We start from the raw sequence: 26,144 nt of genomic DNA on the forward strand, positions 1-26,144 counted from the left end.
AGCAATGCGGCGATAGCATCAACGGCAGGTCAAACGGCCATCAATGCCTTGACCGCAACAGATACAGATGGAACGATTGCGAACTACAGAATAGAGACCTTACCAACATTGGGAACCTTGTATGTAGGTGGAGTAGCTGTTACAGCAGGTCAAGTATTGACACCAGCTCAGGTAGCCACACTAACGTATGACCCAACAGGCACAGCGAATGGCACCGATACCTTTACGTTCACAGCGATAGACAACAACGGAGCAGAAGATGCAACGGATGCGACAATAAGTATTCCAGTGAGCAACAATCCTCCAGTAGCGAACAACGACAGCAATGCGGCGATAGCATCAACGGCAGGTCAAACGGCCATCAATGCCTTGACCGCAACAGATACAGATGGAACGATTGCGAACTATAGAATAGAGACCTTACCAACATTGGGAACCTTGTATGTAGGTGGAGTAGCTGTTACAGCAGGTCAAGTATTGACACCAGCTCAGGTAGCCACACTAACGTATGACCCAACAGGCACAGCGAATGGCACCGATACCTTTACGTTCACAGCGATAGACAACAACGGAGCAGAAGATGCAACGGATGCGACAATAAGTATTCCTATAATAGGAATTCCGCCTGTGGCTTTGGATGATGCTGATTTATATAACGCTTTTGGAACAAATAGTGTTGTTAATGTTTTATCAAATGATACATTAGCTACAGGTAGTTTAGCTACAACATTAAATGCTTCAATTGATTTAAATCCTTCTACGCCCGGAATAGAAAATACTTTAGTAGTTGGGGGAGAGGGTACTTACACTTATAACAGCTCAAACGGGGAAGTAACGTTCGTTCCTGAATTAGCCATGAGTAGTAATCCAGCTCCAATTAATTATGTATTGATTGAGAACAATACAGGACTAAAAGATACGGCTTCTATTTCAATAACATATGCAGGATTTCCTAATGCTATAAATGATGAGGATTTGAATAACCTTCCTGGTGTGGTTGCTGTAGTTAATGCTCTTTCAAATGACACTTTGAGCACTGGTTTTATAGCCAATACCACTAATGCAAGTATTGACTTGAATCCGCTTACACCTTCTGTAGAGCATATTTTGACAATAAACGGGCAAGGAACTTATCAGTATAATCTTAGCACAGGTATTGTTACATTTATACCAGACAATGGTTTCGTAGGTAATCCAACTCCTGTTAATTATAACTTAATTGAGTTGACAACTGGCTTTACTGATCAGGCCACTATAACGATGACTTATCTTTTACCAATTGTTGCAATGAATGACACTAGCATTCTGAATCAACCTGGTGTTAATGCAACTTTTGATATAGTTTCAAATGATAGTTTATCTAACGGGGCTTTAGCGACAGCTGCTGAAGTTTTTGTTGACATTGATTTAACAACTGCAGGCGATCAAGATTCACTTGTAGTTTCAGGAGAAGGTATTTGGTCTTATAACTCCACCACTGGAGAAATAACATTTGATCCAGAGATAGGTTTTGTAAATGACCCTACAGTAATCAGTTACATTCTTACAGAAGCAATGACTGGGCTGATAGACACTGCCGCAATTAGCGTTCAATACGGAATACCTCCAATTGCTAATAGTGATGCAGACTTGGTTAATCAGCCGCAAACATCTACAGTTATTAATTTACTTTTGAATGATTTTCTGTCAAACATGAGCAACGCCACAAGTCCAATGGTTGATGTTGATTTAGAGCCAACAGCAACGGGAATCCAAACCTCACTCTTGGTTCCTGGCGAAGGTAATTATGTATATAATCCATCAAATGGTAATTTGACCTTTACTCCGGCCGTTGGTAACTATGCAAACCCGACGCCATTGATTTATAGTCTGATAGAGAAATCAACAGGCTTAAGCGATACAGCTTTGGTAACTATTCAATATCAATTTAGTCCCTCATTAGAATTAATCAAGACTAACACTTTGATGGGTTCTGGAGTGGCTGGAGATTCTATACAGTATGATTTTACTGTTATAAATACTGGTAATGTACCGGTAACTGGAATTACTATTACGGATACTAAAATTTCTCCAACTCCTATTCCGGTTTCGCCATCAGCTTTAGCCCCGGGTGGTACGGCTGTTGCATCAAGAATGTACTATCTTACAGCTTCAGATATACTTGCGGGAGAAGTTTTAAACTCAGCTACAGTTAGTGGTACTTCATCAAACGCAGTAGCCCTTACTGATACTTCAGACAATGGAGACCCAGGGATGCCAGGTGGAAGTAACCCAACAAGATTACTTTTGCCACTTGCTTCAGACGTAGACGTTAAACTTACAGGTACAATAATTGGTAACTGTGAAAGAGTTGTGGGAGATACGGTTATTTATCAGGTTAAAGTATTTAGAGAAGATTCAAATGCTGGCTTTGTAGATGTTGTAGTTAAAGACAGTTTGGGAGTGAATTTTGAACTTGTTTCACAAATAGCCACAGAAGGGTCGTTTAATATAAGTACATCAAGATGGTCTGGCATAAGCCTTGCAGCAGGCGATACAGCAACACTAACCTTCCAATTGAGAATATTAACTAATATTGGAGGCCTTACTTGTGTGGAATCTTGGGTGGATTCATTATCGAGAACCGATTTAGATTCAAATCCTGGTGATAGGATTACCACAGAAGACGATATAGCAAGAGCTTGTATAAGTGTTCCGATATCAATCTGTACATCTAAGGCTGAAACTGCAGAACTAACTACGTCCCTTGGCTACACAAGCTATCAATGGTACAGAAACGGAACGGCTATTTCAGGAGCTACTTTACCTACATACATAGCGGGACAAGGAGGCTCATATACTGTTATTGTGAACGGAAGTTTATGCCCTAATGGCAGCTGTTGTCCAATTGTAGTTCAAGAGAACTGTCCATGTCCTGTTGAGATTTGTTTACCGATTACAATCAGAAAAACAAGATAGTTTAACATTTCATATTAAGAGTTGAGGGTCATCATTTATTGATGACCCTCTTTCTTTTTCAATAGTTTTCAAAACTTGACATTCCTCAAAAAACATAGAATTGTTTTAAAAACTATCCGATTTTAGTTTTTTTTTTGTCCATTTTTTTCCAATTTTGAGAAAATTATTCCATGCCAAATTTATTGTTTTCAAGCTAAAAAGCTATCCACCATTTCACTAGGTTTAAAGGAAGGGGTGCAACTATCTATAAATTAGGTATTTGTATTCTAAGTGTGAAGAATTCAAGAAGTAAAAAATTAAGAATTAAAAAGTTTTCTGATAAGCAAATTGATTGGCATTTGTTTTGCGGCTTAAAAGGAAAAAACTAATTATTTTGATGCAACAGCCAAAGGTATTTATTCCAGCCGAAGACGTAAGTAAAATTTTGGAAATGAGTAAGGATGTTTTTAATAATGATGAAGAACTCAACTTTATTAAGTCTTGCCTTTATTATTTGATGGAAGGTGTCTCAGCAGAACATGCCATAGATATGGCCATGATAGATTATCTAATTGATTTATAAAAAAAAGCATTAGAAATAATGCTTTTTTTTATAAAATAAGTGAACTTCTTCTATGCTTCTAAAAGATTCTTTCTTCTCAGAATTGATTCAAAAAGTTTGTGATCATGCTCTGCATTAAAGACCTCAAATCCAAAATGCAAAAATTGCCCTCTACCAATGTGAAGAAAATACCCAGATTTGTCTTTTTCTGCAGATAAAATAGACTCCCATTTAACTATACCGCCTTCCTTAGCATTTATTTTTACCATTATTTGGCGGCTATCAATTTCATAAGCAAACTTTTCAAACATCTGTTTGTTTTGATCCATTTCGGTGGCAGCATAAAACTGAACATACCAAAATAAAACATAAAGCCCCCCTCCGACAATAGCGGTGATCAATATCCACCAGTTTTTATAAATTCCCGAAAAATGTAATCCAAGTCCTAAAATAGCTACAGCTGCAGGTATAAGCAACCATTTCCAACTAGTTTTCATTTGATTTGCAAACGCTTTCTTTATATATAGCTTTTTATTTAGAGCGAATTTCTTTGTTTTTACAATCATCTAATACTTTTTTTATTTTGTGCAAAAATAAAAAAAAAGGCTCGGATGCCATCCGAACCTCTTAAATATATTTGATAATTTGTGCTTTCTGTTTCTTCGACAGTCTTAATCTCTCTTTAACTGCAATGTGTTTACTAAAAATCTATCATTCTTGTCTTTCTTTATTAGCATATACACCAAGTAATCGCTGTTTTTACTTCTATAGTTACCTATGCAATATTTCAATGCAGAATTGCTGGCTCCTTGATAAACATAACTGAAAGATAAAGGTGGGTTTTTCTTAAAGAAAGAATTTAAAATAGGTTTAGCTTGTGATGATGGGAGGTTTTGAAACTCTATCTTGTCGCCATCAATGATTAGTTCTATCTCTTTGTCGAGGCATGAAGTAAGCAAGTCTGAGTTACCTATTTTAAACGACTGACTGATGACTTTCGAAATCTCATTTAGATTTAGTTTTTTAGGTTCTGAGCTTTTCAATGTGAAGCCCGATAAAAAAGCTATAAAAATTATTCCTATTAAATTCTTCATAATCCTAATGTGCATGTTTTGCTTTATATTTGTTTTCTGGTAATAATTATAAATACAGAAATTATGCCAATGTGGGCAAAATGGAATAACTATATTTGAGATGGGAGAAGAACAATATTCAAAAATACTCGACAAAGACCGGACACTGCAGAAAGTAAAAAGAATCGCTTATGAGATTTTTGAAAATAATTTTGACGAGAAAGAAATAATTTTGGCGGGAATTGACGGTGAAGGATACTTTTTTGCTCAATTATTGCAGCAGAATTTGAAAGAAATAAGCAGTATAAAAATAAATATAGCAAAAATAATATTTGATAAAACCGCTGAATATCAGCCAGATATAATCTTGGAGAGTGATGTAGATACTTTCAAGCATAAAGTAGTAATTATTGTTGATGATGTATTAAATACTGGAAAAACCTTAGCCTTTTGCCTAAGGCCATTTTTGTCTATTCCGCTCAAAAAATTGCAAGTGGCCGCCTTAGTTGATAGAAATTACCCTAAATATCCAATATCGGCCGATTACGTAGGATATAGTTTGTCCACTACACTTTCTGAACACGTTAAGGTGGTTTTGAGTAACAATGATGAGCTAGGGCTTTATATTTTTTAAAAGAGTTTACAGTAAAATTATCAGAAATGTTGCTGCTTTAATTTCTGGCTAATTATATTTACAAAAAATCCCCAAAATCTAGTGGATGAGATAGTCTCGTTTTTTACTTATATCATGAACTCCGAAGAAATCATTCAGACGGGTGGTTTATTGGCTATTATTCTTATTGTCTACATTGAAAACGGACTTTTCTTTGGCTTCTTTCTTCCTGGAGACTACCTGCTTTTTTTGTCAGGAGTATTTGTTTCTACAGGTCTTCTCGAAGTTTCAGTATTCGTGCTATTTTTTGGAATAGTAGCTGCAGCTATCGCTGGTTCTTTTACAGGGTATGTTTCCGGTAGGTTTTTTGGAGATAAAATTCAGAACAGAAAAGATTCATTATTTTTCAAACAAAAATATATCACCAAAACCCGCAAATATTTCGAAAAATACGGAAGTAGAACGCTAATAATTGCACGCTTTTTGCCAATAGTAAGGACTTTTGCTCCTATATTGGCAGGTTTAGTTTCAATGAATTTTATTAGATTTACAATCTATAACATCATAGGTGGTTTTATATGGGCCATCACGCTGGTGGGTAGCGGCTACTATTTGGGTATCAAATATCCTTGGCTGATTGACTACGTACATTATATCATCATGTTCTTTTTGGCTATCACCACTTTTACGGTTATCAAAGGCTATTTCAATGCCCGCAAAGAGATGAATTTGCCCGACGAAGATTAAGCCGTTTTGTAGTCAATTAAGTCCAGTTTTTCTCCATCAAAACATGCGTACGAATAAAAATAAATCCAATCACCCAAGTTGATATATCTACTGTTTTGGTTTATCTGCAGGTCAAACTTGTAGTGTCTGTGTCCAAAAATATAAAAATCGCGATGGATAGTTTTTTCTTCTTCTAAACAATACTGAAAAAGAATTTCCTTATCTGTGGATTCAAAAACGTACACGTCTTTTTCTTTGTCGTGTTTTTGCCAAGAATGACTCGCCCAAGCATAGCCCAGTTTTAGGCTCAGGTCTGGATGCAAAATATTGCCAAACAGCCAGCGACAAATCTTGTTTTCAAAGACTTTCTTCAGAACTTTATAAGCATAGTCACCAGGCCCAAGTCCGTCGCCGTGTCCTATCAGAAAACGCTTGCCATTTATTAAGTATTCTTGAGATTCTCTGTAAGTAGGAGCACCAAAGCTTTGCATGAAATAATCCCTCATCCACATGTCATGGTTGCCCGTAAAAACCACCAGTTCTATGCCAGAATCTACCAATTCGGCCAGTTTTCCAAAAAAACGAACATAACCTTTTGGAACGGTTTGGCGGTGTTCAAACCAAAAATCGAACAAGTCACCTACCAAAAAAATAACCTGAGCGTCGTGTTTGATTTCATCTAGCCACTGACAAATTTTTTTTTCTCTTACCAAACTTTTCTCATGATTGGGAGCTCCCAAATGGAAGTCTGAGGCGAAGTATATTTTCTTGTTTGGCAGGAGATTTATTTCTTTCAAAAACGGTATTTTTCTTCAAAAATAATATTCAAAAATATTAAAATGCTATTTTTTTGCTTTTTAATGTGAAATGCACAAGGTTTATTTTCAATCATTGTTGTTTTAAATTATATTTACGGCTTAACAAAAAAACGTTTTCAAATTATGTCTACTCCAAATAGAGTTCTCATAGCAGAGGATAGCTCAGTTATCCAAAACCTAGTAAAAAAAATTCTTGAATTTCAGAATTTTGAAATTACAGCTGTTAAAAATGGTGAGCAGGTGGTGCAGTTGTTGGATAAAGAAAACTTCGACATTGTGTTGCTAGATATAAACATGCCCGTAATGGACGGTATGGAGTGCGTAAAGGCCATTCGTGGCATGAGCGATGCCGCTAAGTCTGGCGTGCCGGTAGTGGCAATAACTGGCAATGCGAGGAATTACACAGAAGAAGAGTTCAAAGAAGCTGGCTTCAACGACGTTTTGATGAAACCTCTGAATTTTGATAAATTGGTATTGGTTGTGAAGGGTTTAACGGAGAAGTAAAACCAATCGCAATGAAAATTACATTCCTAGGTACAGGCACATCTACTGGCGTGCCTGTGCTTACATGTAAGTGCGAAGTTTGCAGATCCCTTGATTTTAGAGACAAAAGACTCAGAGTCTCTGTCCTCATCCAACACAACGACAAAAATATCATCATAGACTCCGGGCCAGATTTTAGACAGCAGGCTCTCCGTGAAAACTTGCAAAGTCTTGAGGCATTGGTTTTTACACACGAACACAAAGACCACACTGGAGGTCTAGATGACGTGAGGCCTTTCAATTATCTTTCAGGAATTAAAAATTGCCCCATTTATGCCCATGCAAGAGTTTTGGAGCAACTCAAAATGGAGTATTTCTATGCCTTTTCCGAAAAGCCCTATCCCGGAGTTCCGATAATTACTTGCAACGAAATAGACACCGAACCTTTTGACATCGCAGGTTTGACTTTTACACCTATACAAGTTTTACACCACAAGTTAACCGTTTTGGGTTTCAGGATTGGTGATTTTACGTATATCACCGACGCCAATTATATTTCTGAAGAAGAGCTTTCCAAGGTTTACGGCAGCAAAGTGTTGGTTTTAAATGCCCTTCAGCGAGAACCGCACATTTCGCATTTTAATCTAAAGGAAGCCATCGAATTGTCGGAGAAAATAGGTGCCGAGAAAACATATTTTACGCATATCAGCCACAAGTTAGGTCTGCACAGAGAAGTAGAGAAAGACCTGCCAATCAATATTTCATTGGCTTACGACGGCCTATCATTTTCGCTTTGAAATGGTAGAACTTCCTCCCAAATATTATCATACCAATTTTGAATATTTACTCAGTTTTGTAAAAGACAAGTACAAAACCTTGCTGATAGAGCAGGAGTGGAGGTTTCTTCGAAAATATTATTCTCTGCCTGAAGATGCCCAATGCCTTTTTATTCGGTTTACCAATCGCAAAGGTTTGTTTTTTAAAACCGAGGGCCTGAAATATGACGAGTTGGGAGAAATTCCGGATCAGGTAGATTTATTAAAAAAACAAGGTTTTATTACTTCATTAGATTTTGAAGAGCATAAGCTTTGGCTTGGGGAGATTCTCTCTGTACTAACCAAGGCCGATTTGGTATCAATTTTTGAACTAAAAAACTTGAAAAACGAAAAACGGGAAGTGCTCGTTGACTTTGTTAAAAGTGAATTTGAGGTTGCCGAGATTTTTCAGGAAATAAATGCTCATCAATCAATCGTGAAAATGAACTTCGAGCAAGAAGTTTCGTTTTTAAGGTTTTTGTTCTTTGGCAACAAATCTATGGACATGACGGAGTTTGTGCTTAGAGATATGGGCTTGGTACAATATTATCAACATTCTGACGATGACCTCGTTGCCCGGTTTGAAACCCGTAAAGATGCTGAGGATAAATGGATGGTTTCGGAGCAATTTGTGGTTTTTGATAGTCTCAAAAACGAATCTTCGGACTCAGAGATATTGGATTGGTACAGTAATCTCTATCAAACTTGCCAAGATCTGAGTCCTATTGCTTTGCCTTCTTTTCAAAAACTACAACTCCGGATTGGTAAGTATTTTGAACAAAGAAAAAATTATCAAGCAGCCATTGAGGTCTTTAATGAAACTCAAATTGTGCCTTCTCGTGAACGTAAGGCACGTTGTTTGGCGAAGTTGGGTTACATAGAAGAAGCGAAAGTTACTTGTAGTGAGATGCTAGAATTCCCACAAAATGTGGATGAAGAGTATTTTGCGGAGTATTTTTTGAAGATTTTAGAAGGAAAGAAAAACAAAAAACAGACCACGGATTGGTTAAAAACAGCTGACGAAATAACCATAGACAGAATGTACCGCAACCAAGTGGAGTTTGGAAGTATTGAGTATTACTTGGAGTTAGGTTTTTCAGCTGGTTTTTCAGAAAATCACACCTGGCGGACACTTTTTGGTTTACTTTTTTGGGAAATAATCTTTGACCCGAGCTTGGTTTCGTTTCATCATCCTTTTCAAAGGCGGCCGTCCGATTTACACTTGCCTGAGTTTTATGAAAAACGTAAAGAGCAGATTCATAATTTGTTAGATTCTTTTGACGACAAAGACGATTTCTTGGTGCATCTCTGGGACAATTTTCAAAAAAATGAAGGGCTAGCCAATCCATTTGTGGTTTGGCTGGAAGAAATTTGGGAAATGGTGCGAGTGATGGTTTTGCATATAGAGTTAGGGCAATTGAAAAAAATAATGGTAAAAATTGCCGAAAATCTTGTAGAAAACTCCCGAGGATTACCCGACTTGCTGGTTTGGTCTGAAAATCATTATGAGTTTGTGGAGATAAAGTCACCAAACGATACACTTAGCAACCAACAATTGTTTTGGTTGAGGTATTTTAAAGAACTGGGCGTAAATGCCAAAGTGCTTAGAGTTAAATTTGATTAATTCTAAATTTTCGACCAAAAACCATTTAACACGACATTAACAGTAGATTTTTTGCAAATGAAATTAAAAAAAGTTTACCTTTACAACAGTTTTTGATATGTTTAATTCTTGAATTTCAAAATAGAAAATGAAAAAATCACTTTTGTCTATGGCCTTAGTATTGGGTTTGATGACAGCGGCCAAAGCCCAAACCAAAATTCCACCAGATATTCAGAAATTGTTGACCAAAAATACGTGTTTGGCTTGTCATAATCCTGACAATAAACTGGTAGGTCCTGCATATAAAGAAGTTATGAAGCAGAAGAAATATACTGCCAAGCAAATCGTGGACTTGATTTACAAGCCGAAGCCGGGCAACTGGCCTGGTTACCCACCGATGGCTGCCATGTCTCAAGTGCCTAAAGACGAGGCATTGAAAATGGCTACTTGGATTGCTGGTTTAAAGTAATTTTAGTAAGTTTAAGGACATAAAAAAAGGATTGCCGAGGCAATCCTTTTTTCGTTCTTATGAGATATTCTAAATCAATTAAGCCTCAACTTCTTCAGCTACAACGCTTACAGAAACTTCTTTCTTAACTTCTTTGTGCAAGTCCACAATCGCTTTGTAGGTTCCTACAAATTTGATGTCTTCTATTGTTATCTTTTTTCTGTCGATATTGATTCCTTTAAGAGCCAATGCGTCAGATATTTGAATACTTGTAACTCTACCGAAAATTCTGCCACTTTCGCCAGTTTTCATGGTAATTATAAATACTGAATCACCGATTTGTTCAGCAATTGCTTCAGCGTCAGACTTAAGTTTTTCAGCTTTGTGAGCTGCTTGCTTAAGGTTTTCAGCCAATATTTTTTTGTTTGACGGGGTTGCCAAAAGAGCGTATCCTTGAGGGATCAAATAATTGCGACCATAACCTGGTTTTACGTCTAGGGTATCATTTTTGTAACCTAAACCAGCAATATCTGTTTTTAATATTATTTCCATTTTAAATTAAATTAATTCATTAAGATGATTACAATCTTACTTTGTTGTTTTGAGTCCTATTTAAGACCGTCAGCTACGTAAGGCAACAACGCCAAGTGACGAGCACGTTTGATAGCTGTTGATACTCTTCTCTGGAATTTTAGGCTGTTACCAGTCAATCTTCTTGGAAGAATCTTACCTTGCTCGTTCAAAAACTTCAAAAGGAAGTTAGGGTCTTTGTAATCAACATACTTGATCCCCATTTTTTTGAATCTACAATACTTTTTGCGATTAAGCTCTTTTCTTTCGACTTTTTCGTTAACTAATGACATAATGTTAATGTTTTTAAATTTCTTACTCTGTTACTGGAGCTTTGGTTTTTGAAGCACCACTTTTACGACGTGCTGAATAAGCAGCAGCATGTTTGTCGAGTTTAGTAGTAAAAAAACGCATTATACGTTCGTCACGTTTGTACTCGGTTTCTAGCGTGGCAACCAATGTAGGTGCCGCTTTAAATTCAAACAACTGATAGTAGCCCGTGGTTTTATGCTGAATTGGATAAGCCAATTTTTTTAGACCCCATACTTCATCGTTGAGGATCTCAGCACCATTATCAGTTAATACTGACTTGAATTTGTCTACAGCGTCCTTTATCTGGGCTTCAGATAAAACGGGAGTTAAAATGAACACTGTTTCGTACTGGTTTTGAAACATTTTACTTAAAAAAATAATTAATAAAAAATTTTTATTTCCGAAAATCGGACTGCAAAATTACAGCTTTATTATTGAAAGTCAAATTATTGACTCGTAATATTTAAAGTTTCTTATTTTTTGGTAAGGATGGAAGCCCAAATTATTTTTATTCTATAAATTATTCCCTATTTTTTTGGATTTTATTTATTTTATTTTCCCTAATTGACATTTTATGAGTGATTAAAATTTTTGAGATACACAGAAATTTTAACTTTGTAATTGTATTTATACTGATTATTAATTTAAAATAAATCAATGAAAACTGTAGATTCTTTTGATTTTTCAGACAGAAAAGCTCTGATAAGAGTAGATTTCAACGTTCCGTTAAACGACAGACTTGAAATTACCGATGATACTCGTATCAAGGCCACTATCCCTACCATAAAAAAAATATTGAATGACGGAGGCTCATGTATCTTAATGTCGCACCTAGGCAGACCAAAAGATGGCCCAACTGAGAAATACTCTCTCAAGCATTTAGTTGCCCCACTTTCCCTAATTTTAGGTGTACCTGTAAAATTTGCGGACGATTGCATTGGTCAACAAGCCACAGATTTAGCAGCAGAGCTCAAAGCAGGCGAAGTTTTATTGCTTGAAAACTTGAGATTCTACAAAGAAGAAGAAAAAGGAGATGTAGCTTTTGCGGAGAAATTATCAAAATTAGGCGATGTTTGGGTAAATGACGCTTTTGGTACGGCTCACCGTGCACATGCATCTACAGCTGTTATAGGTCAGTTTTTTACAGATAAAATCTGTGGGAAAGTAATGCAAGCAGAAATTGACAATGCTCAGCATATACTTGAAAGTGCCGAAAAGCCTTTCACGGCCATTATGGGAGGTGCTAAAATTTCGGACAAAATATTAATCATAGAGAGACTTTTAGATACTGTTGATAATCTCATTATTGGCGGTGGGATGACTTACACTTTTACAAAAGCCTTAGGTGGAAAAATCGGGAAGTCGCTTTTGGAAGCTGATAAGCAAGAATTGGCTCTGGAAATATTGAAAAAAGCCAAAGAAAAGGGTGTAAATATCATTATGCCGCTGGACAATGTTTGTGCAGATGATTTTAGCAACGATGCCAACAGGCAAACAGTTGACACTGGCCTTATTCCTGACGGATGGGAAGGTTTGGATATCGGACCGAAGAGTATAGAATTGTTTATTGAGACCATCAAAAACTCTAAAACAATCTTATGGAATGGCCCGATGGGTGTTTTTGAATTTCCGAATTTTGCAACAGGTACCAACGCCATTGCAGAGGCTGTTGTTGCTGCCACAGAACAAAACAATGCTTTCTCATTGATAGGCGGCGGAGATTCTGCTTCGGCTATAAACAACGCGGGCATGGGCGATAGAGTTTCTTATGTTTCAACTGGCGGCGGTGCATTGCTAGAGTACATGGAAGGAAAAGTATTGCCAGGAGTTGCTGCTTTAGACTAAGACTTTAGGTTTTTTATATATTGAAAAGGGAAGCTTCGGTTTCCCTTTTTTTGTGCCAAAAATTTAGGAAAAGAAATTTAAATCTTAAAGGAAGCCGAGTTGTGGTCACTGAGCGGAGCGGAAATTCGGTCACTGAGAGGAGCCGAAGTGCCAAATCCCAATTTTTCCATTTCCTCCTGCCGCAATACACTTTTTATCTTTACAACTTACTACATGAAACGAGTCCTTGTCGGTAGCTCGCCAATTTTGTCCATTGTCCAGCGAAATTGCAGTTCCTATGGTACCAACACTGATAAATCGATTTGTCGAAATGGTAGAAATACACTCTGTAAGGCCATTTCTGTAGAATTCTTGGTTGGTTTTCCAGAGTTTACCCTTGTCGTGTGAGTAGGCATATTGTAAGGTAGGATTTTTATCGTCTGTATAATCTCCGCCAACTATCAATCCCAAGTTTTTATTGAAGAAGAATGTGCCAAAAATTCCTCGACTTTGGGCGGTTTCAAATGGTGTCTCCAATACCTCCCAAGTTTTTCCGGAGTTTTTAGAATGAAAAATTCTGTTTTGTGTATTAAACCAAACCTCATTTCTAAGTATCGAAATACACGAATTACTGGCAGCAAATGAAGCTTCACCAACCAAAATATCGGGTAGGTTTTGTACTCTTTCCCAAGTTTGGCCACCGTTTAGTGTTTGCAAAAGATAGGGTTTGGAGTCTATCGCATCACCCAAAATGAATCCTATCTTCGAATTTTGAAATTTTATAGTATCAAAAAATACACCCTTTTCCTTCTTTTCCAAGATTACTTTCCATGTTTGGCCACCATCTGTGGTTTTGATACAAAACGCTTTTCCTTCGGAGCCATCTCCGGCACTCATGGCTATGGCTTCCTTACTATTAAGCACAGCTATTCCTCTGAAATCAAAGTTTTTGTATGCTTCGGGGCAAACATTTTTCCAGGTTTCGCCTCCGTCATTGCTTTTCATTATACTGCCTTTGCTACCCGACAGCCAAACGGTGTCCTTGTTTAATCTATCAATGGCTCTAAATGAAGCCTTGCTTTCGATTGTCTGTGTTTTCCACTGAGCATGGGCTGAAAAGGTAAGCGTTAGTAGTAAAAAAGATAATAATCGCATAAGTTTTAGTTTGTATCTATTTTACAAATTAAAGAAAATTATGGCAGCTTTTGTTAATTTTGCAGTATGTTGAAAACCTTTACTTGCAGTTTTTTTCTGTTAATTTTTGCTCTCTGTGGTGTTTTTGGCCAAATTCCATCGCCAAGAGTAGAAATTACGTCTGATGAAATTCAGCCCGACGGAAAGTTGGAAATAAATGTTTTTGTAGTAGGCTCCACGTATTTGGTTGGAGATTTTCCTGATATCAAGGGTTTTAAGAAAGAGAATCGAGCCATAAAACATAGTCAGGTTAGAATCAATAAAAGGAGAGAGGATCAGCATCAGATTTCTCAAATGTACACCCCCGAGGTTTTTGGTAAAGTTACGATTCCAGCATTTGAAGTTTTGGTCAATCAAAAACCGATTGCTGTAGAAGCCAAACAAATAACTGTTTTAAAAAAGGAAGAATCTCAAGCTGTAAAGGATTTTGAGATAGAACAGGTTGATTTTGTGGTAGAGATATCCAAAAAGAAGGTGTTTGTAGGAGAGGGTTTGGTTTTGAATATTAACTTTTATTTGTCAGACAAAACCACTACTCAGTTGCAATTTCCGAACAATATTGGAACGCAAGTAGAGCAATTTGCAAAGAAAATTAAACCCAACGATTGCCTTGAAAGTCGATTTGATATTTCTAACCTGGCAGGTAAAAAAATATTAATCAAAGGTGAATCATTTACTGTTTACAATCTCTATGAGGCGGTGTATTATCCTTTAAATGATAAGGACGTTGTTTTTCCGTCGCTTACGCTCACCATGCAAAAGCAAAAGGGTGGAGCGTTTGTTGACATGACGCTTAAGTCTAAAGGGCAAACCATAGTGGTTGAAAGTTTGCCTGATCACCCATTGAAAGAAAAGGTACCCGTGGGAGTGTTTCGGTTTCAAGAACAACTCAAAGATCCGAATAAACAAATTACAGGAAATAGCTTTGAATATAGGCTAACTGTGGAGGGGGAAGGTAATTTTGGCGGAGTAAATGTTCCTAAGGTAAGCAATAATAAACAATTTGATTTTTTTGAAAGCAATGTGGTTTCTAGGCAAACGCTTGGAAGTCCTACTGGCAGTAAATCAGTGTTTTATAAGATTATACCAAAAGAATCTGGAGAATTTGAGATGTCAAACTATTTCAATTTAATTTATTTTAATACCCAAAAAGCCCAATACGACACCTTGAAATCGAGCAAGAAAGTGGTGGTGTCGGGGAAATCTTTTTTCGATAATAAGGAGGTGAAAAAAGATATTTATAGCGATATAGAAAATTTAAAAACGGACGAAAAATCGTATAATTTCAGAGAAATAGCCAAAGTTTTCGCCAATTTTGTGGTTGGTTTGATGATATTGGTGTATCTCTATATTTTGAAAAGCAAAAACAAAGGTTGATGAGCAGTACTTACGGAAAAATATTTAAGATTTCGACTTTCGGAGAGTCACATGGAAGAGCTATTGGCGTAGTGGTAGATGGTTGCCCGGCTGGAGTGGATTTTGACGAATTATCGATTCAGAATGAATTAGACAGAAGAAAACCAGGTCAGTCTAGAATTACGACACAAAGAAAAGAGGCCGACAGTTTTGAGGTTCTCTCGGGAGTTTTTGAAGGTAAAACTACAGGCACGCCGATAGCGTTGGTTATTTTCAATGAAGATCAAAAAAGCAAAGACTACGCTCACATTGCAGACAAATTCCGTCCGTCGCATGCCGATTTTACTTATTCTACCAAATACGGCGTAAGGGATTACCGTGGCGGAGGACGTAGTTCAGCTCGTGAAACCGCTGCAAGAGTAGCGGCTGGTGCGTTGGCCAAAATGGTGCTTAACTACCATGGAATCGAGATTTATTCGTACGTATCGCAGGTCGGAGCCATGAAACTCAATAAATCTTACCAAGAACTGGATTTGAGTAAAATAGATGACAACGCTGTAAGATGTCCTGATGCCGAAATGGCCGAGAAGATGTTTAATTATATCGATCAAGTTCGTAAAGACGGAGACTCTATAGGTGGAGTTATTACTGGAGTTATAAAAAACGTTCCTGCGGGCTGGGGAGAGCCAGTTTTTGATAAATTGCACGCTGAATTAGGCAAAGCCATGTTAAGCATCAATGCCGTGAAAGGCTTTGAATATGGAAGTGGTTTTGATGGGGTAGAATTGTTGGGCTCGCAGCACAATGATGCTTTCTACACAGATGATAACGGAAAAGTAAAAACCAAAACCAATCACTCAGGAGGTATTCAAGGAGGAATTTCAAACGGAGAAGACATTTATTTTCGTGTAGCTTTTAAGCCAGTTGCCACTATTATGATTGACCAAGATAGCGTGAATGCTGCTGGTGAGGCAGTTACGGTTTCTGGGAAAGGCCGCCACGATCCTTGCGTACTGCCAAGAGCAGTGCCTATTGTAGACGCTATGTCTGCTTTGGTTTTGGTTGATGCTATGTTGAGAGCTAGGGTGAATCGGTTGTAAGGGTTAGCATTAAACTTCATTGTTTTAAAATCAATAAAAATAATAGGTTTGGGTCTGAATCAATAAGAACCTTTCAGTAATGGAAACAACTACCATTTTGTGACTTATAAGTATAAAATCCTTCAAATACATCGCATATTTGATTTGAAATTTCTTTAGAATTCAAAGGTTCTATATACAACAGATTCTTGTTGTGAAATATGATTTTTTTTGTTTTGGTATCTATGGTCCAAGCAAATATTTTTGAACTAGACTTTATAGGCAGCGGGGTATACACACCAAGGGTTAATATACCGACTCCAAAACCTTTAGCTATTTGAGTTCTATAATTAGGTTTGGTTCTAGTAAATCCTAATTGGTATGCAATAATCAACTGATCTACTTTGTTTTCTTCAATTACATTAAGTATGGTTTCAGATAAATTGTAGGACTTAATTAGTCTATTCCGATCCTTACGTGATGGAGCCTGGACTAATAAATTTTCAAGGTTGAATAATTCTTTATATATAGCATCTAAAGTTGTGAAATCTACTAAAATCTCCTCTTTGCTTTTTTGATACCCAGCCATTTCTGTGATAGAATGGAACACTATTTCAGCCGCTTTTTCTGATAAATTGTCATCAACTTGAAATTCGTTCTTTTCTTCAATGAAGTCTACTTTCGATGCAGGTCTTATTATTCCAATATTTAAATTGTTATTGGACTTTCTGAAGTCTGAGGAAATGTACTTTTCATTTACACAACCTAGAAAAATAATTGCAAAGGGTATAGCCGAGCAGAGGAATCTGAATTTTTGCATGGTATAGTTTAATTTGTATTTCTATTAATAGATATTACAAAAAACGCACCACTATTTTTATTGGACAATCGAATAAACAGTAATTCACTCTAGCAACAAAACCTCACCCCATCTCGCTCAACTCCAACCACCTCAGTTCTTTTTCTTCTAAATCATTCACTGTATCTTCCAATTTTTTAGAAATATCGGCTATTTCGTCAAAAGGTAAACTACCCAATGAGAGCTTTTCTGTCAGCTCAATTTTTAGATTTTCCAAAACACTGATTTCTTTCTCAAGCGTATCAAATTCTGTTTTTTCTTTGAAACTCAGTTTGCGTTTAGGTGCAGTCTCTTTTACTTCTGCAACTTCAACCACCGCTGGTTTATTGTCTCTATCTTTTTTCTGCTGCTTGGCGTTTTCTTCTTGCCAGATTCTGTAGTCAGTATAGTTGCCCGGGAAGTCTTTTATAACACCGTCGCCTTCGAAAGCAAAGGTATGGTCAACGATTCTATCTAAGAAATATCTATCATGCGAAACCACCAAAAGGCAACCTCCATAACCCATTAGAAATTCCTCAAGAACATTCAAAGTTGCTATGTCGAGATCGTTGGTCGGCTCATCTAGTATCAAGAAGTTAGGATTTTCTATCAATACTTTCAAAAGTTGCAATCTTCGCTTTTCACCTCCCGAAAGTTTCGAAATTTGAGCGTACTGGGTAGCTGGTGGAAACAAGAATAGCGTCAAAAATGCAGATGCACTGATTTCTCTACCATCACCCATTTTTATAAACTCGGCCACTTCTCTTACGTTTTCTATGACTTTTTGTTCTGGGTCAAACACCAAACCGTCTTGCTTGTAGTATCCTATTCTTATGGTTTCGCCTTTTACTACTTTGCCTATGTCAGGTTTTATTTCCCCATTTATCATTCCTAGTAGGGTAGATTTCCCCATTCCGTTTTTGCCGACAATGCCTATTCTATCACCTTTTTTGAAGGTATAGTTAAACTCTTTTACAATTACCTTGTCTTTGAAAGACTTGCTAACGTGCTGAATTTCAATTATTTTATTGCCTATTCGCTCCGATTTTACACTGAGTTCAAGTTTGTCTTCATTGCGTTTACCGGAGGTTTTTTCTTTTAATTCATAAAAAGCATTTTCTCTGTAAGTTGCTTTGTGTGTACGAGCCTTTGGTTGTCGACGCATCCATTCGAGTTCCTTCTTTAATAAGCTTTTGTCTTTTTCGAGTGTTACGGCCTCTATTTCAGCTCGTTCAGCTTTTTTCTCCAAAAAATAAGCGTAGTTGCCTACATACCTATGCATTTTTGAATCCACCAATTCCATGATTCTGTTGCACACTTTATCCAGAAAATATCTATCATGCGTAACTAAAAACAAAGTAGTATTGCTTGAAGACAAATGATTTTCTAGCCACTCTATAGTATCCAAGTCCAAATGGTTGGTAGGCTCATCAAGTATCAAAAAATCAGGTTCTTCTATCAGTACTTTGGCCAGAGTTACACGTTTTTGTTGTCCACCAGATAACTCACCCATCAGTTTGTCGAGGTCATGTACATCCAGCTTGCCCAAAATCTGCTTGACTTTTGATTCATAGTCCCAGCCGTCTAGCTCGGTTATGAGTTCTGTGTATTTTGAAATGCCGTCGTAATCATTGTGTTCAATGGCGTGTTCGTAGTTTTTTATGGCTTCGGCAATTGGGTTTTTCGAAGCAAAAATAGTTTCTAAAACTGTACTGGTTTTGGAGAAATTTGGGTTTTGGTTTAAGTACCCAACTTTGATTTCTTTCCTGATGCTCATCACGCCTTCGTCAGCTGGAATTAAGCCCGCTATTACATCCATTAGTGAAGACTTCCCACAACCGTTTGTACCAATCAATGCCACCTTTTCTCCCTGAAGCACTCCAAATGATAGACTCTTAAATAACCATCTTTCGCCGAGATTTCGGCCTAAGTTTTCTGCTGATAAATAATTCATGCTGCAAGTTAGCGAATAACTGCCGAAACTGAGAGAATTACTAAATGGATAGCATTTTTATTCTAATTTTTAGTCATAAACTACTCTTTTGGCCATTTTTGATTAATTTGCGAGTAAATACTTTATAAAAAATATGATAAATAAAAAAGAAATTTTTCCCTTAAAATTTGACAAAAAGTACAGTAAATCGGTTGCTTATTTTTCTATGGAATTTGGCATCGACCAGGCTTTGAAAACCTATTCTGGAGGTTTGGGGTATTTGGCAGGGTCGCACATGAGAAGTGCATTCGCACTCAATCAAAACCTGATGGGTGTTGGCATTTTGTGGAAATATGGCTACTATGAGCAACAACGAAATACAGACAACAGCCTTCGTGTTTTTTTTAGGGAGCAGATGTACAGTTTTCTGGAAGACACTGGTGTGCGGTTTCAGATAAGCATCAAAGGCAGAGACGTTTGGGTGGCTACTTATTATCTCCCTTCCAATGTTTTCAATTGTGCCCCGATGTTTTTCTTGACTACCGATACCGACGGTAATGATGAGTGGGCGAGGTCAATTTCGTATCATTTGTACGACAAAGACGCTGAAATAAAAGTAGCTCAATGTATGCTTCTGGGTATCGGAGGAGCCAAATTTTTAGATAAAGCTAATTTAGTGCCTGAAATTTATCATTTTAACGAAGCCCATGCCATATCATCAGTGTATTATTTGCTTAGCCAGCACAGTGACTTAAATAAACTTAAGGAGAAGTTAAGATTTACTACACATACGCCAGAAGAAGCTGGAAATGAGAAACATAGTTTTTCGTTTCTTCAGAATCTTGGCTTTTTCTGTGGCTTAAATTCCGTTGAGGTGGCTCAGATTTCGGGAGTAAAAAATGACATCTTTAACCATTCTTTGGCTGCATTAAGGGTTGTAAAAAAAGCCAACGCAGTTTCTAAACTTCATGGGGAAGTATCGCGTGATATGTGGGGTCATGAGGATGGCATTTGTAAGATAGACCACATAACAAACGCACAAAACCGTACTTACTGGGTTGATAGTGTTTTGGAAACCAGTAGATTGAAGGGGAAAGTTGATCAAATAAATGAGCGAAAAAAAGAACTGAAGTCCGTGCTTTTCAATGAAGTTGCAGACCAGGTGGGTAAGATTTTTGATCCAAATGTATTAACTATTGTCTGGGCGAGGCGTTTTGCTGGGTATAAAAGGCCAGAGCTTATAACCAAAGATTTGGAGCGATTTGAAAAGTTGATTTCAAGCGGAAAAGTGCAAATCATTTGGGCAGGGAAACCTTATCCTTTTGATTTTGGTGCAATTGACACTTTCAATAAGTTGTATTATATGAGTCATTTGTACAAGAATATGGCCGTATTAACCAGTTATGAGTTGAAACTTTCCAAGATGTTGAAAGACGGTACAGATGTCTGGTTAAATAATCCTGTAGTTACAAGGGAGGCCTCTGGTACCTCAGGAATGACTGCAGCAATGAATGGAGCAATCAATTTGTCCACTTACGACGGTTGGGTTTGTGAGTTTTCTGATGAAACGAACTCGTTTATTGTGCCTGTAGCTGATGGTTCGGATGGCTATTTGAGAGACAAAACAGACATGAATAATATACTGGATATAATTGAAAATGAGATTATTCCGAAGTATTATGAACATCCCAAAAAATGGAATGCAATGGTGCTTAAAAGCATGAATGACGTAAATGAGTTTTTTGATTCTGATCGAATGGCCGACGAATATTACATGAAATTGTATAATGCTTAATTGAAAATCATAAACCTCGATATATTGTCGAGGTTTATTCGTTATGGTTTTTGGAGATTTTTTAGAGATAAATTTCCTAAAAACAAGATTGTGTGACGTATTGGTTTCCTTTTTTATCCAAAAAAAAGCTATCTTTGTCATTTACCCTATTTTCTTAAATGAAAAGTTTTCTAATTTTAGTTTCATTGGTCTTTACTTTAGGTTGTGGCAATAAAACGGCGGTTTATTACCCTAAACCGAAGGGTTTTGAGAGAATAGAACTACCCAAGCAAGAATATCAAACCTTAAAAGGTAATTATCCATTCAGTTTTGAATATTCTACATCTGCCATCATTACACCAGATAAAACCAAAGACGCGGAGCCCTACTGGATCTTGGTAGAATATCCGACTTTAAATGCCAAAATTCAGTTTACTTACAAACCTTTAAATGGCGATTTGGCAAAATTAGATAAGCACGTTTCGGATGCTTATAAATTGGCCTCCAAGCACCAAGTAAGAGCTACAGCCCAAAGAGAGCAAGTGCTACAACTCAGAAATGGAAAAAAAGCAGTAGTTATAGAAATAGAAGGAGAAGTACCGAGTCATTTTCAGTTTTATGCCACCGATACGTCCAAGCATTTTTTGCGTGGGGCGGTTTATCTCAATGCCGCCACGCTGAACGACTCGCTCATGCCAGTTGTAGACTATCTAAAGGCGGATAGTAGAAGGATTTTGGAAACCTTAAAATGGAATAAGTAAAATGGCGAATTGGGTGACGATTTTCAAAGAAAAAGATAGGATGCGAGCAGAACTTTTAAAAAATGAGCTTGAAAATAATAATATTGAATCAGTTATACTTGACAAGGTCGATCATAACTATCCTGTTTTGGGTATTATAGAAATAAAAGTGCAAGAGTCTCAAAAGGCCCTGGCAGAGATAATAATTAACGATTTTAGAATTGATGATTAAGAAATTACGAGATAGATCAAATCTTACTCAGAGAATAGTCGCAGCACTTATTGGTGCTCCGCTTATTATTTTCGGGATTATGTATAGCCCAACTAGCTTTTGGCTATTGATTTTGGCAATTACTGTATTAACACAATACGAGTTTTATAAACTTTTGGGAATGTCTGGTGGTCTTCCATTAAAAATATATGGAACTTTTTGTGGTGCAGTAATAATCTCGCTCACCTATTTCATAGAAACCTATACCATAGATTTTGAGAATTATTATATCATGGTTCCTATGCTTACGTTTACCTTTTTTATAAAACTGTATAAGAAGAAAGACCCAAAGCCATTTGTAAACCTCGGATATACATTTTTAGGAATTATATATGTGGCACTTCCTTTTGCCCTTCTCAACGAACTCGCTTTTTGGAAAGGTAGCTTTCAACCTCTTTTGGTTATTGGGGTATTTGTAATATTGTGGTCCAATGACTCCGGAGCTTATTTGGCGGGTAGGTTGTTTGGAAAGCGTAAACTTTTTGAGAGAATTTCTCCTAAGAAAACTTGGGAAGGCTTTTTTGGTGGAGCAATAATAGCCTTACTGGCCTCGTTTCTTTATTGGAAGTTCACAGAAACCCTCTCAATGGCCCAATGGCTGTGTATTGCAGCTATTATAGCCACCACAGGTACATTGGGTGATTTGGTGGAGTCTTTGTTTAAAAGAAGCATTGCAATCAAAGATTCCGGTAGCCTGATTCCAGGCCATGGAGGTTTTCTAGATCGTTTCGACGGGCTGTTGCTCTCTATGCCATTTATTCTTACATTTATAAAATTTTACGCCCGATTGAATTGAAATATTTATTAAGTACAGTGTTCTTTTTAGTAACGGTATCCATTGGTTATCAGGCAAATGCACAGGGTGAAAAGAAGTTTGTCACCTTTTCTGGTTTTGTGATTGATGGCAGCAATGATGAGCCTTTGCCTGGTGCCTACGTTATAAACGACAGAGCAGGAAGGGGTGTTTTTACAAATTCAAAAGGCTATTTTATAATTGATGTCTTTCCAGGTGATTCTATTTTGTTTTCTTATCTCGGTTTTAGAAAGCAGTTTCACATTATCCCGAAGAATGTTGGTTTGGATTATTCGGCTGTGGTGGAGCTAAGTATCGATGCTAAAATGTTAAAAGAAGTTAAAGTTTATCCGTTCAGAACGGAGGAGGAATTCAAAACGGCCTTCTTAGAAATGGAGCTGCCAAATGCCAAAGAGCGTGATATTATAGAGAGAAATTATAGTTCCGAAAACATCAAACGTATGGCCGCCAACCAAGCCATGGGATCCGTGGGTAACTATCGTTATGCTATGGATCAGCAACTGATGCACCTTCAGGGTCAAAAACAGGTAACTCAGAATCCGCTAACCAACGTGTTTGCCTGGAGCAATTTCATAAAGTCAGTCAAAAACGGAAGTCTCACTGACAAGTCTTGGAAAAAAGGCAGCTATATTCCGACGGAAAAAGGAACGAGGGATAATATATTTAAAGGGAGTAATTAGAAATTTTTCTATTCTTCTTCCTTAAACCATCCAGAATAAAGTACATAATTATTCGCCGTTCTCATAAAAACCTCTCCCAGTTCTGGGCTGACATCTTTGATATATTTTGCAGGATTTCCAGCCCAAACAGTCCCAGGAGGTACTTTGGTGTTTTGTGTTACTATTGCACCGGCACCTATTATTGAATTCTTTCCTATTATGGCTCCGTCCATTACTATAGCTCCCATTCCTATCAATACTTCGTCTTCTATGGTGCAACCATGAACTATGGCGTTGTGGGCAATGCTTACGTTATTTCCAATGATAGTTTTGGTCTTTTGGTAGGTACAATGTACCACTGCTCCGTCTTGGATATTTACTCTATCACCCATCACTATGGCGTTTACATCGCCTCTCACGACGGCATTAAACCAAACTGTGCAATCCTTGCCCATAGTTATGTCACCCACAAGTGTAGCATTTGGTGCAAACCAGCAGTTGTCTCCATAAACAGGGACTTTATCAAGAACAGGTAAAATAAGTGCCATAATTGTAAATAAAAAAAGAGGTCAAAAATGACCTCAAATGTATATTGAATTTTTTCTAGAAATGAATCTTTTCAAAACCAAAATCGGTTTTCATTAACCAATTAACCAATTAACCAATTAACCAATTAACCAATTAACCAATTAACCAATTAACCAATTAACCAATTAACCAATTAACCAATTAACCAATTAACCAATTAACCAATTAAAAATGACTATCTCCTTTCTCTCTCTTTGCCAATAAAACTGCCCCTGACATAGCCACTAAGAAAAGAACAGAAACTAATTCAAAAGGCAGCATATAATTGTTAAATAATACTTTACCGAGGGTTTCTATTAAACCAGTTTTTGAATCGAAATCATTGTAATTTACTCTAATGGTTTCAGCTTTTTTGATGGCCACTATCAATATCAAACCTAGTAGTCCACCTGCAATAGCCGCCGAAATCAACATCGAGTTTTGGCTGAGTTCGTTGCTTTCTTTTTTGAGGTTGAGAAACATCAAAACAAATAAGAACAATACCATAATGGCACCCGCATATACGATAATATTTACTGCTGCCAGAAACTGTGCATTTAGCAAAAGATAAATACCTGAAAGCGTAAAGAAAGTTAAAATCAAATAAACTACACTGTGGATTGGGTTTTTAGAAAGTATCGTTCCCAAAGCACCAAATAAGCTCATGATGGACAAGAAATAAAAAGTCCATTGAACAAAAGTTAAATTTTTTATCAGTTCTAGATATTGCATAAAATCCTTATTGTTTAATCCAAAGTTTGGCCATGTCTTCTTTAGTCCAGGCATCTCGTAGGTATCTGTCACTCATGTCTTCTACCAATTGGTCTTTGCCATAAATCACCTGATCTCTTGACGTAAAAACAGGAACAAACTTGTCATGTCTTAGATAAACGGCTTCTTTGGGACAAGCTTCCTCACAAAGACCGCAGAAAATACAACGCAACATATTTACTTCGTAAGATGCTGCATATTTTTCCTCTCTGTAAAGTTTTTCCTCACCTTTTACTCTTTCAGCGGCAACCATCGATATCGCCTCAGCAGGACAAGCCACAGCACAGAGTCCGCAAGCTGTACATCTTTCTCTACCTTGCTCGTCTCTTTTCAGTATATGATGGCCTCTAAATACTGGCCCCAAATATCTTTTTTGTTCAGGATATCTTATCGTAGCTTTTTTCGAGAAAAAGTGTTTGATGGTAACACCCATTCCTTTAAAAATACCTGGGAAATAAGTATTCTCTACAATACTTAATTCTGAATTATCCGTTTTTCTAGATCTATTTGTTAATGTCATTTTGGTGTTCTATTAATTAGCACTAACGGTTTTCTTTTTAAAAATTGGAAATAATCCAAAATATATCACTCCAAATATGGCCAGACCCACCCAATTATATAATAAAGGTTTTCCAGAAAGTTCCGCAGCGGCAGTAATAATCAAATTTACGATGGCAACAGGCATCATCCATTTCCAAGCTACATTCATCAATTGATCATATCTGAAACGTGGCAATGTCCAACGAATCCACATAAATAAAAATATAAAGAAGAATATTTTCAAGAATAGGGTTAGGGTGCCTAATGCAGTCGCTAAATTGTGACCAGTAACTTCACCAAAAGAACCTACCAATTTGCTGTAAACAAAATCCATTCCCGGGTAATTAAAACCTCCTAAATAAAGGCTGGCTAAAACCGCGGAAGATATAAACATGTTGACGTATTCTGAAAACAGATAAAGTCCCATTTTCATTGAACCATATTCGGTGTGATATCCAGCCACCAATTCATTTTCTGATTCTGGTAAATCGAAAGGAGTACGATTACACTCTGCTAATGAGCAAGTTAAAAATAACAAAAAGCCCATTGGCTGATAGAATATGTTCCAATCTATACCATGCTGACCAAGAACTATCGATTTTACAGAAAGTGAACCCGTCATTAATATAATTGCTAGCAAAGAAATGCCCATCGCCAATTCATAAGAAATGGTCTGAGAAGCCGCTCTTATGGCACCATAGAGTGAATATTTGTTATTGGAAGCCCAGCCTCCGATTAAGATACCATAAACACCTAAGGAAACTATGCCAAAAATCCACAAGATACCGATATTAACATCCATTCCTTGAACATCTATTTTTTGG

The 26,144-nt window shown here is 37.1% G+C and carries 29 protein-coding genes; 16 read left to right on the top strand and 13 right to left on the bottom strand.

Annotated elements, in window-relative coordinates:
* Together EGI26_RS19830 and EGI26_RS19835 are read left to right on the top strand one after the other, a co-directional pair.
* The coding region (locus tag EGI26_RS19830; RefSeq protein WP_255080816.1) for an Ig-like domain-containing protein at positions 1 to 2,958 on the top strand (2,958 nt) is incomplete at its 5' end.
* 376 nt (positions 2,959 to 3,334) lie between these two features.
* Positions 3,335 to 3,520 (top strand): hypothetical protein, encoded by a 186-nt coding sequence (locus tag EGI26_RS19835; protein ID WP_255080817.1) that lies wholly within the window; start codon positions 3,335 to 3,337, stop codon positions 3,518 to 3,520.
* A 50-nt stretch (positions 3,521 to 3,570) separates the two neighbouring features.
* On the opposite strand, the gene EGI26_RS19840 is transcribed toward EGI26_RS19835, so the two are convergent.
* Positions 3,571 to 3,996: a YcxB family protein gene (locus tag EGI26_RS19840; protein ID WP_255080818.1), complete on the bottom strand. Its 426-nt coding sequence runs from the start codon at positions 3,994 to 3,996 to the stop codon at positions 3,571 to 3,573.
* A 174-nt stretch (positions 3,997 to 4,170) separates the two neighbouring features.
* A complete protein-coding gene (locus EGI26_RS19845) occupies positions 4,171 to 4,593 on the bottom strand; it encodes a DUF4783 domain-containing protein (RefSeq protein ID WP_255080819.1) in 423 nt (140 codons plus the stop codon).
* A 100-nt stretch (positions 4,594 to 4,693) separates the two neighbouring features.
* On the opposite strand from EGI26_RS19845, the gene EGI26_RS19850 reads away from it, so the two are divergent.
* Both EGI26_RS19850 and EGI26_RS19855 read left to right on the top strand, forming a co-directional pair.
* Positions 4,694 to 5,206 (top strand): phosphoribosyltransferase family protein, encoded by a 513-nt coding sequence (locus tag EGI26_RS19850; protein WP_255080820.1) that lies wholly within the window; start codon positions 4,694 to 4,696, stop codon positions 5,204 to 5,206.
* Between the two features lie 81 nt (positions 5,207 to 5,287).
* A complete protein-coding gene (locus EGI26_RS19855) occupies positions 5,288 to 5,932 on the top strand; it encodes a DedA family protein (RefSeq protein WP_255080821.1) in 645 nt (214 codons plus the stop codon).
* On the opposite strand, the gene EGI26_RS19860 is transcribed toward EGI26_RS19855, so the two are convergent.
* Positions 5,929 to 6,708: a UDP-2,3-diacylglucosamine diphosphatase gene (locus tag EGI26_RS19860; RefSeq protein WP_303626782.1), complete on the bottom strand. Its 780-nt coding sequence runs from the start codon at positions 6,706 to 6,708 to the stop codon at positions 5,929 to 5,931. The two genes, EGI26_RS19855 and EGI26_RS19860, sit on opposite strands and share 4 nt — an antisense overlap.
* A 144-nt stretch (positions 6,709 to 6,852) precedes the next feature.
* Here EGI26_RS19860 and EGI26_RS19865 point away from each other — a divergent pair, with 144 nt between their 5' ends.
* From EGI26_RS19865 to EGI26_RS19880, 4 genes are all read left to right on the top strand, one after another.
* Positions 6,853 to 7,233 carry a response regulator gene (locus EGI26_RS19865; RefSeq protein WP_255080822.1) on the top strand — a complete coding sequence of 127 codons (381 nt, stop codon included), beginning with the start codon at positions 6,853 to 6,855 and terminating at the stop codon, positions 7,231 to 7,233.
* 11 nt (positions 7,234 to 7,244) lie between these two features.
* Positions 7,245 to 8,009: an MBL fold metallo-hydrolase gene (locus EGI26_RS19870; protein WP_255080823.1), complete on the top strand. Its 765-nt coding sequence runs from the start codon at positions 7,245 to 7,247 to the stop codon at positions 8,007 to 8,009.
* A gap of 1 nt (position 8,010) precedes the next feature.
* Positions 8,011 to 9,651, top strand: a complete 1,641-nt coding sequence (locus EGI26_RS19875) for a VRR-NUC domain-containing protein (protein ID WP_255080824.1) — start codon at positions 8,011 to 8,013, stop codon at positions 9,649 to 9,651.
* Between the two features lie 127 nt (positions 9,652 to 9,778).
* Positions 9,779 to 10,099 (top strand): c-type cytochrome, encoded by a 321-nt coding sequence (locus EGI26_RS19880; protein ID WP_255080825.1) that lies wholly within the window; start codon positions 9,779 to 9,781, stop codon positions 10,097 to 10,099.
* Positions 10,100 to 10,177: 78 nt separating this feature from the next.
* Here EGI26_RS19880 and rplI read toward each other — a convergent pair whose 3' ends face one another.
* The 3 genes from rplI to rpsF are packed head-to-tail and all read right to left on the bottom strand — an operon-like array spanning position 10,178 to position 11,323.
* A complete protein-coding gene (rplI, locus tag EGI26_RS19885; protein WP_255080826.1) occupies positions 10,178 to 10,630 on the bottom strand; it encodes a 50S ribosomal protein L9 in 453 nt (150 codons plus the stop codon).
* Between the two features lie 56 nt (positions 10,631 to 10,686).
* The gene (gene rpsR / locus EGI26_RS19890; protein WP_255037457.1) at positions 10,687 to 10,941 is read right to left on the bottom strand and encodes a 30S ribosomal protein S18; all 255 of its coding nucleotides are present in this window, start codon (positions 10,939 to 10,941) and stop codon (positions 10,687 to 10,689) included.
* Positions 10,942 to 10,963: 22 nt separating this feature from the next.
* The gene (rpsF, locus tag EGI26_RS19895) at positions 10,964 to 11,323 is read right to left on the bottom strand and encodes a 30S ribosomal protein S6 (protein WP_255080827.1); all 360 of its coding nucleotides are present in this window, start codon (positions 11,321 to 11,323) and stop codon (positions 10,964 to 10,966) included.
* A gap of 294 nt (positions 11,324 to 11,617) precedes the next feature.
* On the opposite strand from rpsF, the gene EGI26_RS19900 reads away from it, so the two are divergent.
* The gene (locus tag EGI26_RS19900) at positions 11,618 to 12,805 is read left to right on the top strand and encodes a phosphoglycerate kinase (RefSeq protein WP_255080828.1); all 1,188 of its coding nucleotides are present in this window, start codon (positions 11,618 to 11,620) and stop codon (positions 12,803 to 12,805) included.
* Positions 12,806 to 12,934: 129 nt separating this feature from the next.
* Here EGI26_RS19900 and EGI26_RS19905 read toward each other — a convergent pair whose 3' ends face one another.
* A complete protein-coding gene (locus tag EGI26_RS19905; RefSeq protein WP_255080829.1) occupies positions 12,935 to 13,939 on the bottom strand; it encodes a YCF48-related protein in 1,005 nt (334 codons plus the stop codon).
* Between the two features lie 66 nt (positions 13,940 to 14,005).
* Between EGI26_RS19905 and EGI26_RS19910 the strand changes: the two genes are divergently transcribed.
* On the top strand, positions 14,006 to 15,355 hold the full coding sequence (locus EGI26_RS19910; RefSeq protein WP_255080830.1) for a BatD family protein: 1,350 nt from the start codon (positions 14,006 to 14,008) through the stop codon (positions 15,353 to 15,355).
* Complete coding sequence (aroC, locus tag EGI26_RS19915) at positions 15,355 to 16,434, top strand: chorismate synthase (protein ID WP_255080831.1); 1,080 nt, start codon at positions 15,355 to 15,357, stop codon at positions 16,432 to 16,434. Before EGI26_RS19910 ends, aroC begins: the two co-directional genes overlap by 1 nt.
* A 73-nt stretch (positions 16,435 to 16,507) precedes the next feature.
* Here aroC and EGI26_RS19920 read toward each other — a convergent pair whose 3' ends face one another.
* Positions 16,508 to 17,233, bottom strand: coding sequence for a hypothetical protein (locus EGI26_RS19920; protein ID WP_255080832.1), 726 nt, complete (start codon positions 17,231 to 17,233; stop codon positions 16,508 to 16,510).
* A gap of 103 nt (positions 17,234 to 17,336) precedes the next feature.
* On the bottom strand, positions 17,337 to 19,205 hold the full coding sequence (locus EGI26_RS19925; RefSeq protein ID WP_255080833.1) for an ABC-F family ATP-binding cassette domain-containing protein: 1,869 nt from the start codon (positions 19,203 to 19,205) through the stop codon (positions 17,337 to 17,339).
* A gap of 133 nt (positions 19,206 to 19,338) precedes the next feature.
* Between EGI26_RS19925 and glgP the strand changes: the two genes are divergently transcribed.
* From glgP to EGI26_RS19950, 5 genes are all read left to right on the top strand, one after another.
* On the top strand, positions 19,339 to 20,979 hold the full coding sequence (gene glgP, locus EGI26_RS19930) for an alpha-glucan family phosphorylase (protein ID WP_255080834.1): 1,641 nt from the start codon (positions 19,339 to 19,341) through the stop codon (positions 20,977 to 20,979).
* Between the two features lie 158 nt (positions 20,980 to 21,137).
* The gene (gene gldD, locus EGI26_RS19935) at positions 21,138 to 21,719 is read left to right on the top strand and encodes a gliding motility lipoprotein GldD (protein ID WP_255080835.1); all 582 of its coding nucleotides are present in this window, start codon (positions 21,138 to 21,140) and stop codon (positions 21,717 to 21,719) included.
* Position 21,720: 1 nt separating this feature from the next.
* Entirely contained in the window at positions 21,721 to 21,930 is a 210-nt protein-coding gene (locus tag EGI26_RS19940) for a putative signal transducing protein (protein ID WP_255080836.1), read from the top strand.
* Positions 21,923 to 22,765, top strand: coding sequence for a phosphatidate cytidylyltransferase (locus EGI26_RS19945; RefSeq protein ID WP_255080837.1), 843 nt, complete (start codon positions 21,923 to 21,925; stop codon positions 22,763 to 22,765). The genes EGI26_RS19940 and EGI26_RS19945 overlap by 8 nt, the downstream gene beginning before the upstream one ends.
* Entirely contained in the window at positions 22,762 to 23,463 is a 702-nt protein-coding gene (locus EGI26_RS19950) for a carboxypeptidase-like regulatory domain-containing protein (protein ID WP_255080838.1), read from the top strand. Before EGI26_RS19945 ends, EGI26_RS19950 begins: the two co-directional genes overlap by 4 nt.
* Positions 23,464 to 23,471: 8 nt before the next feature.
* On the opposite strand, the gene EGI26_RS19955 is transcribed toward EGI26_RS19950, so the two are convergent.
* The 4 genes from EGI26_RS19955 to EGI26_RS19970 form a co-directional block, all read right to left on the bottom strand.
* The gene (locus EGI26_RS19955) at positions 23,472 to 23,990 is read right to left on the bottom strand and encodes a gamma carbonic anhydrase family protein (RefSeq protein ID WP_255080839.1); all 519 of its coding nucleotides are present in this window, start codon (positions 23,988 to 23,990) and stop codon (positions 23,472 to 23,474) included.
* Between the two features lie 205 nt (positions 23,991 to 24,195).
* Positions 24,196 to 24,741, bottom strand: coding sequence for an NADH-quinone oxidoreductase subunit J (locus tag EGI26_RS19960; RefSeq protein WP_255049795.1), 546 nt, complete (start codon positions 24,739 to 24,741; stop codon positions 24,196 to 24,198).
* Between the two features lie 7 nt (positions 24,742 to 24,748).
* Positions 24,749 to 25,300 (bottom strand): NADH-quinone oxidoreductase subunit I, encoded by a 552-nt coding sequence (locus EGI26_RS19965; RefSeq protein WP_255080840.1) that lies wholly within the window; start codon positions 25,298 to 25,300, stop codon positions 24,749 to 24,751.
* A gap of 12 nt (positions 25,301 to 25,312) precedes the next feature.
* Positions 25,313 to 26,144: complex I subunit 1 family protein (locus EGI26_RS19970; RefSeq protein ID WP_255080841.1), on the bottom strand; the 832-nt coding region annotated here is incomplete at its 5' end.

Source organism: Lacihabitans sp. CCS-44, assembly GCF_024343735.1.
In the GTDB taxonomy this organism is placed as follows: domain Bacteria; phylum Bacteroidota; class Bacteroidia; order Cytophagales; family Spirosomataceae; genus Leadbetterella.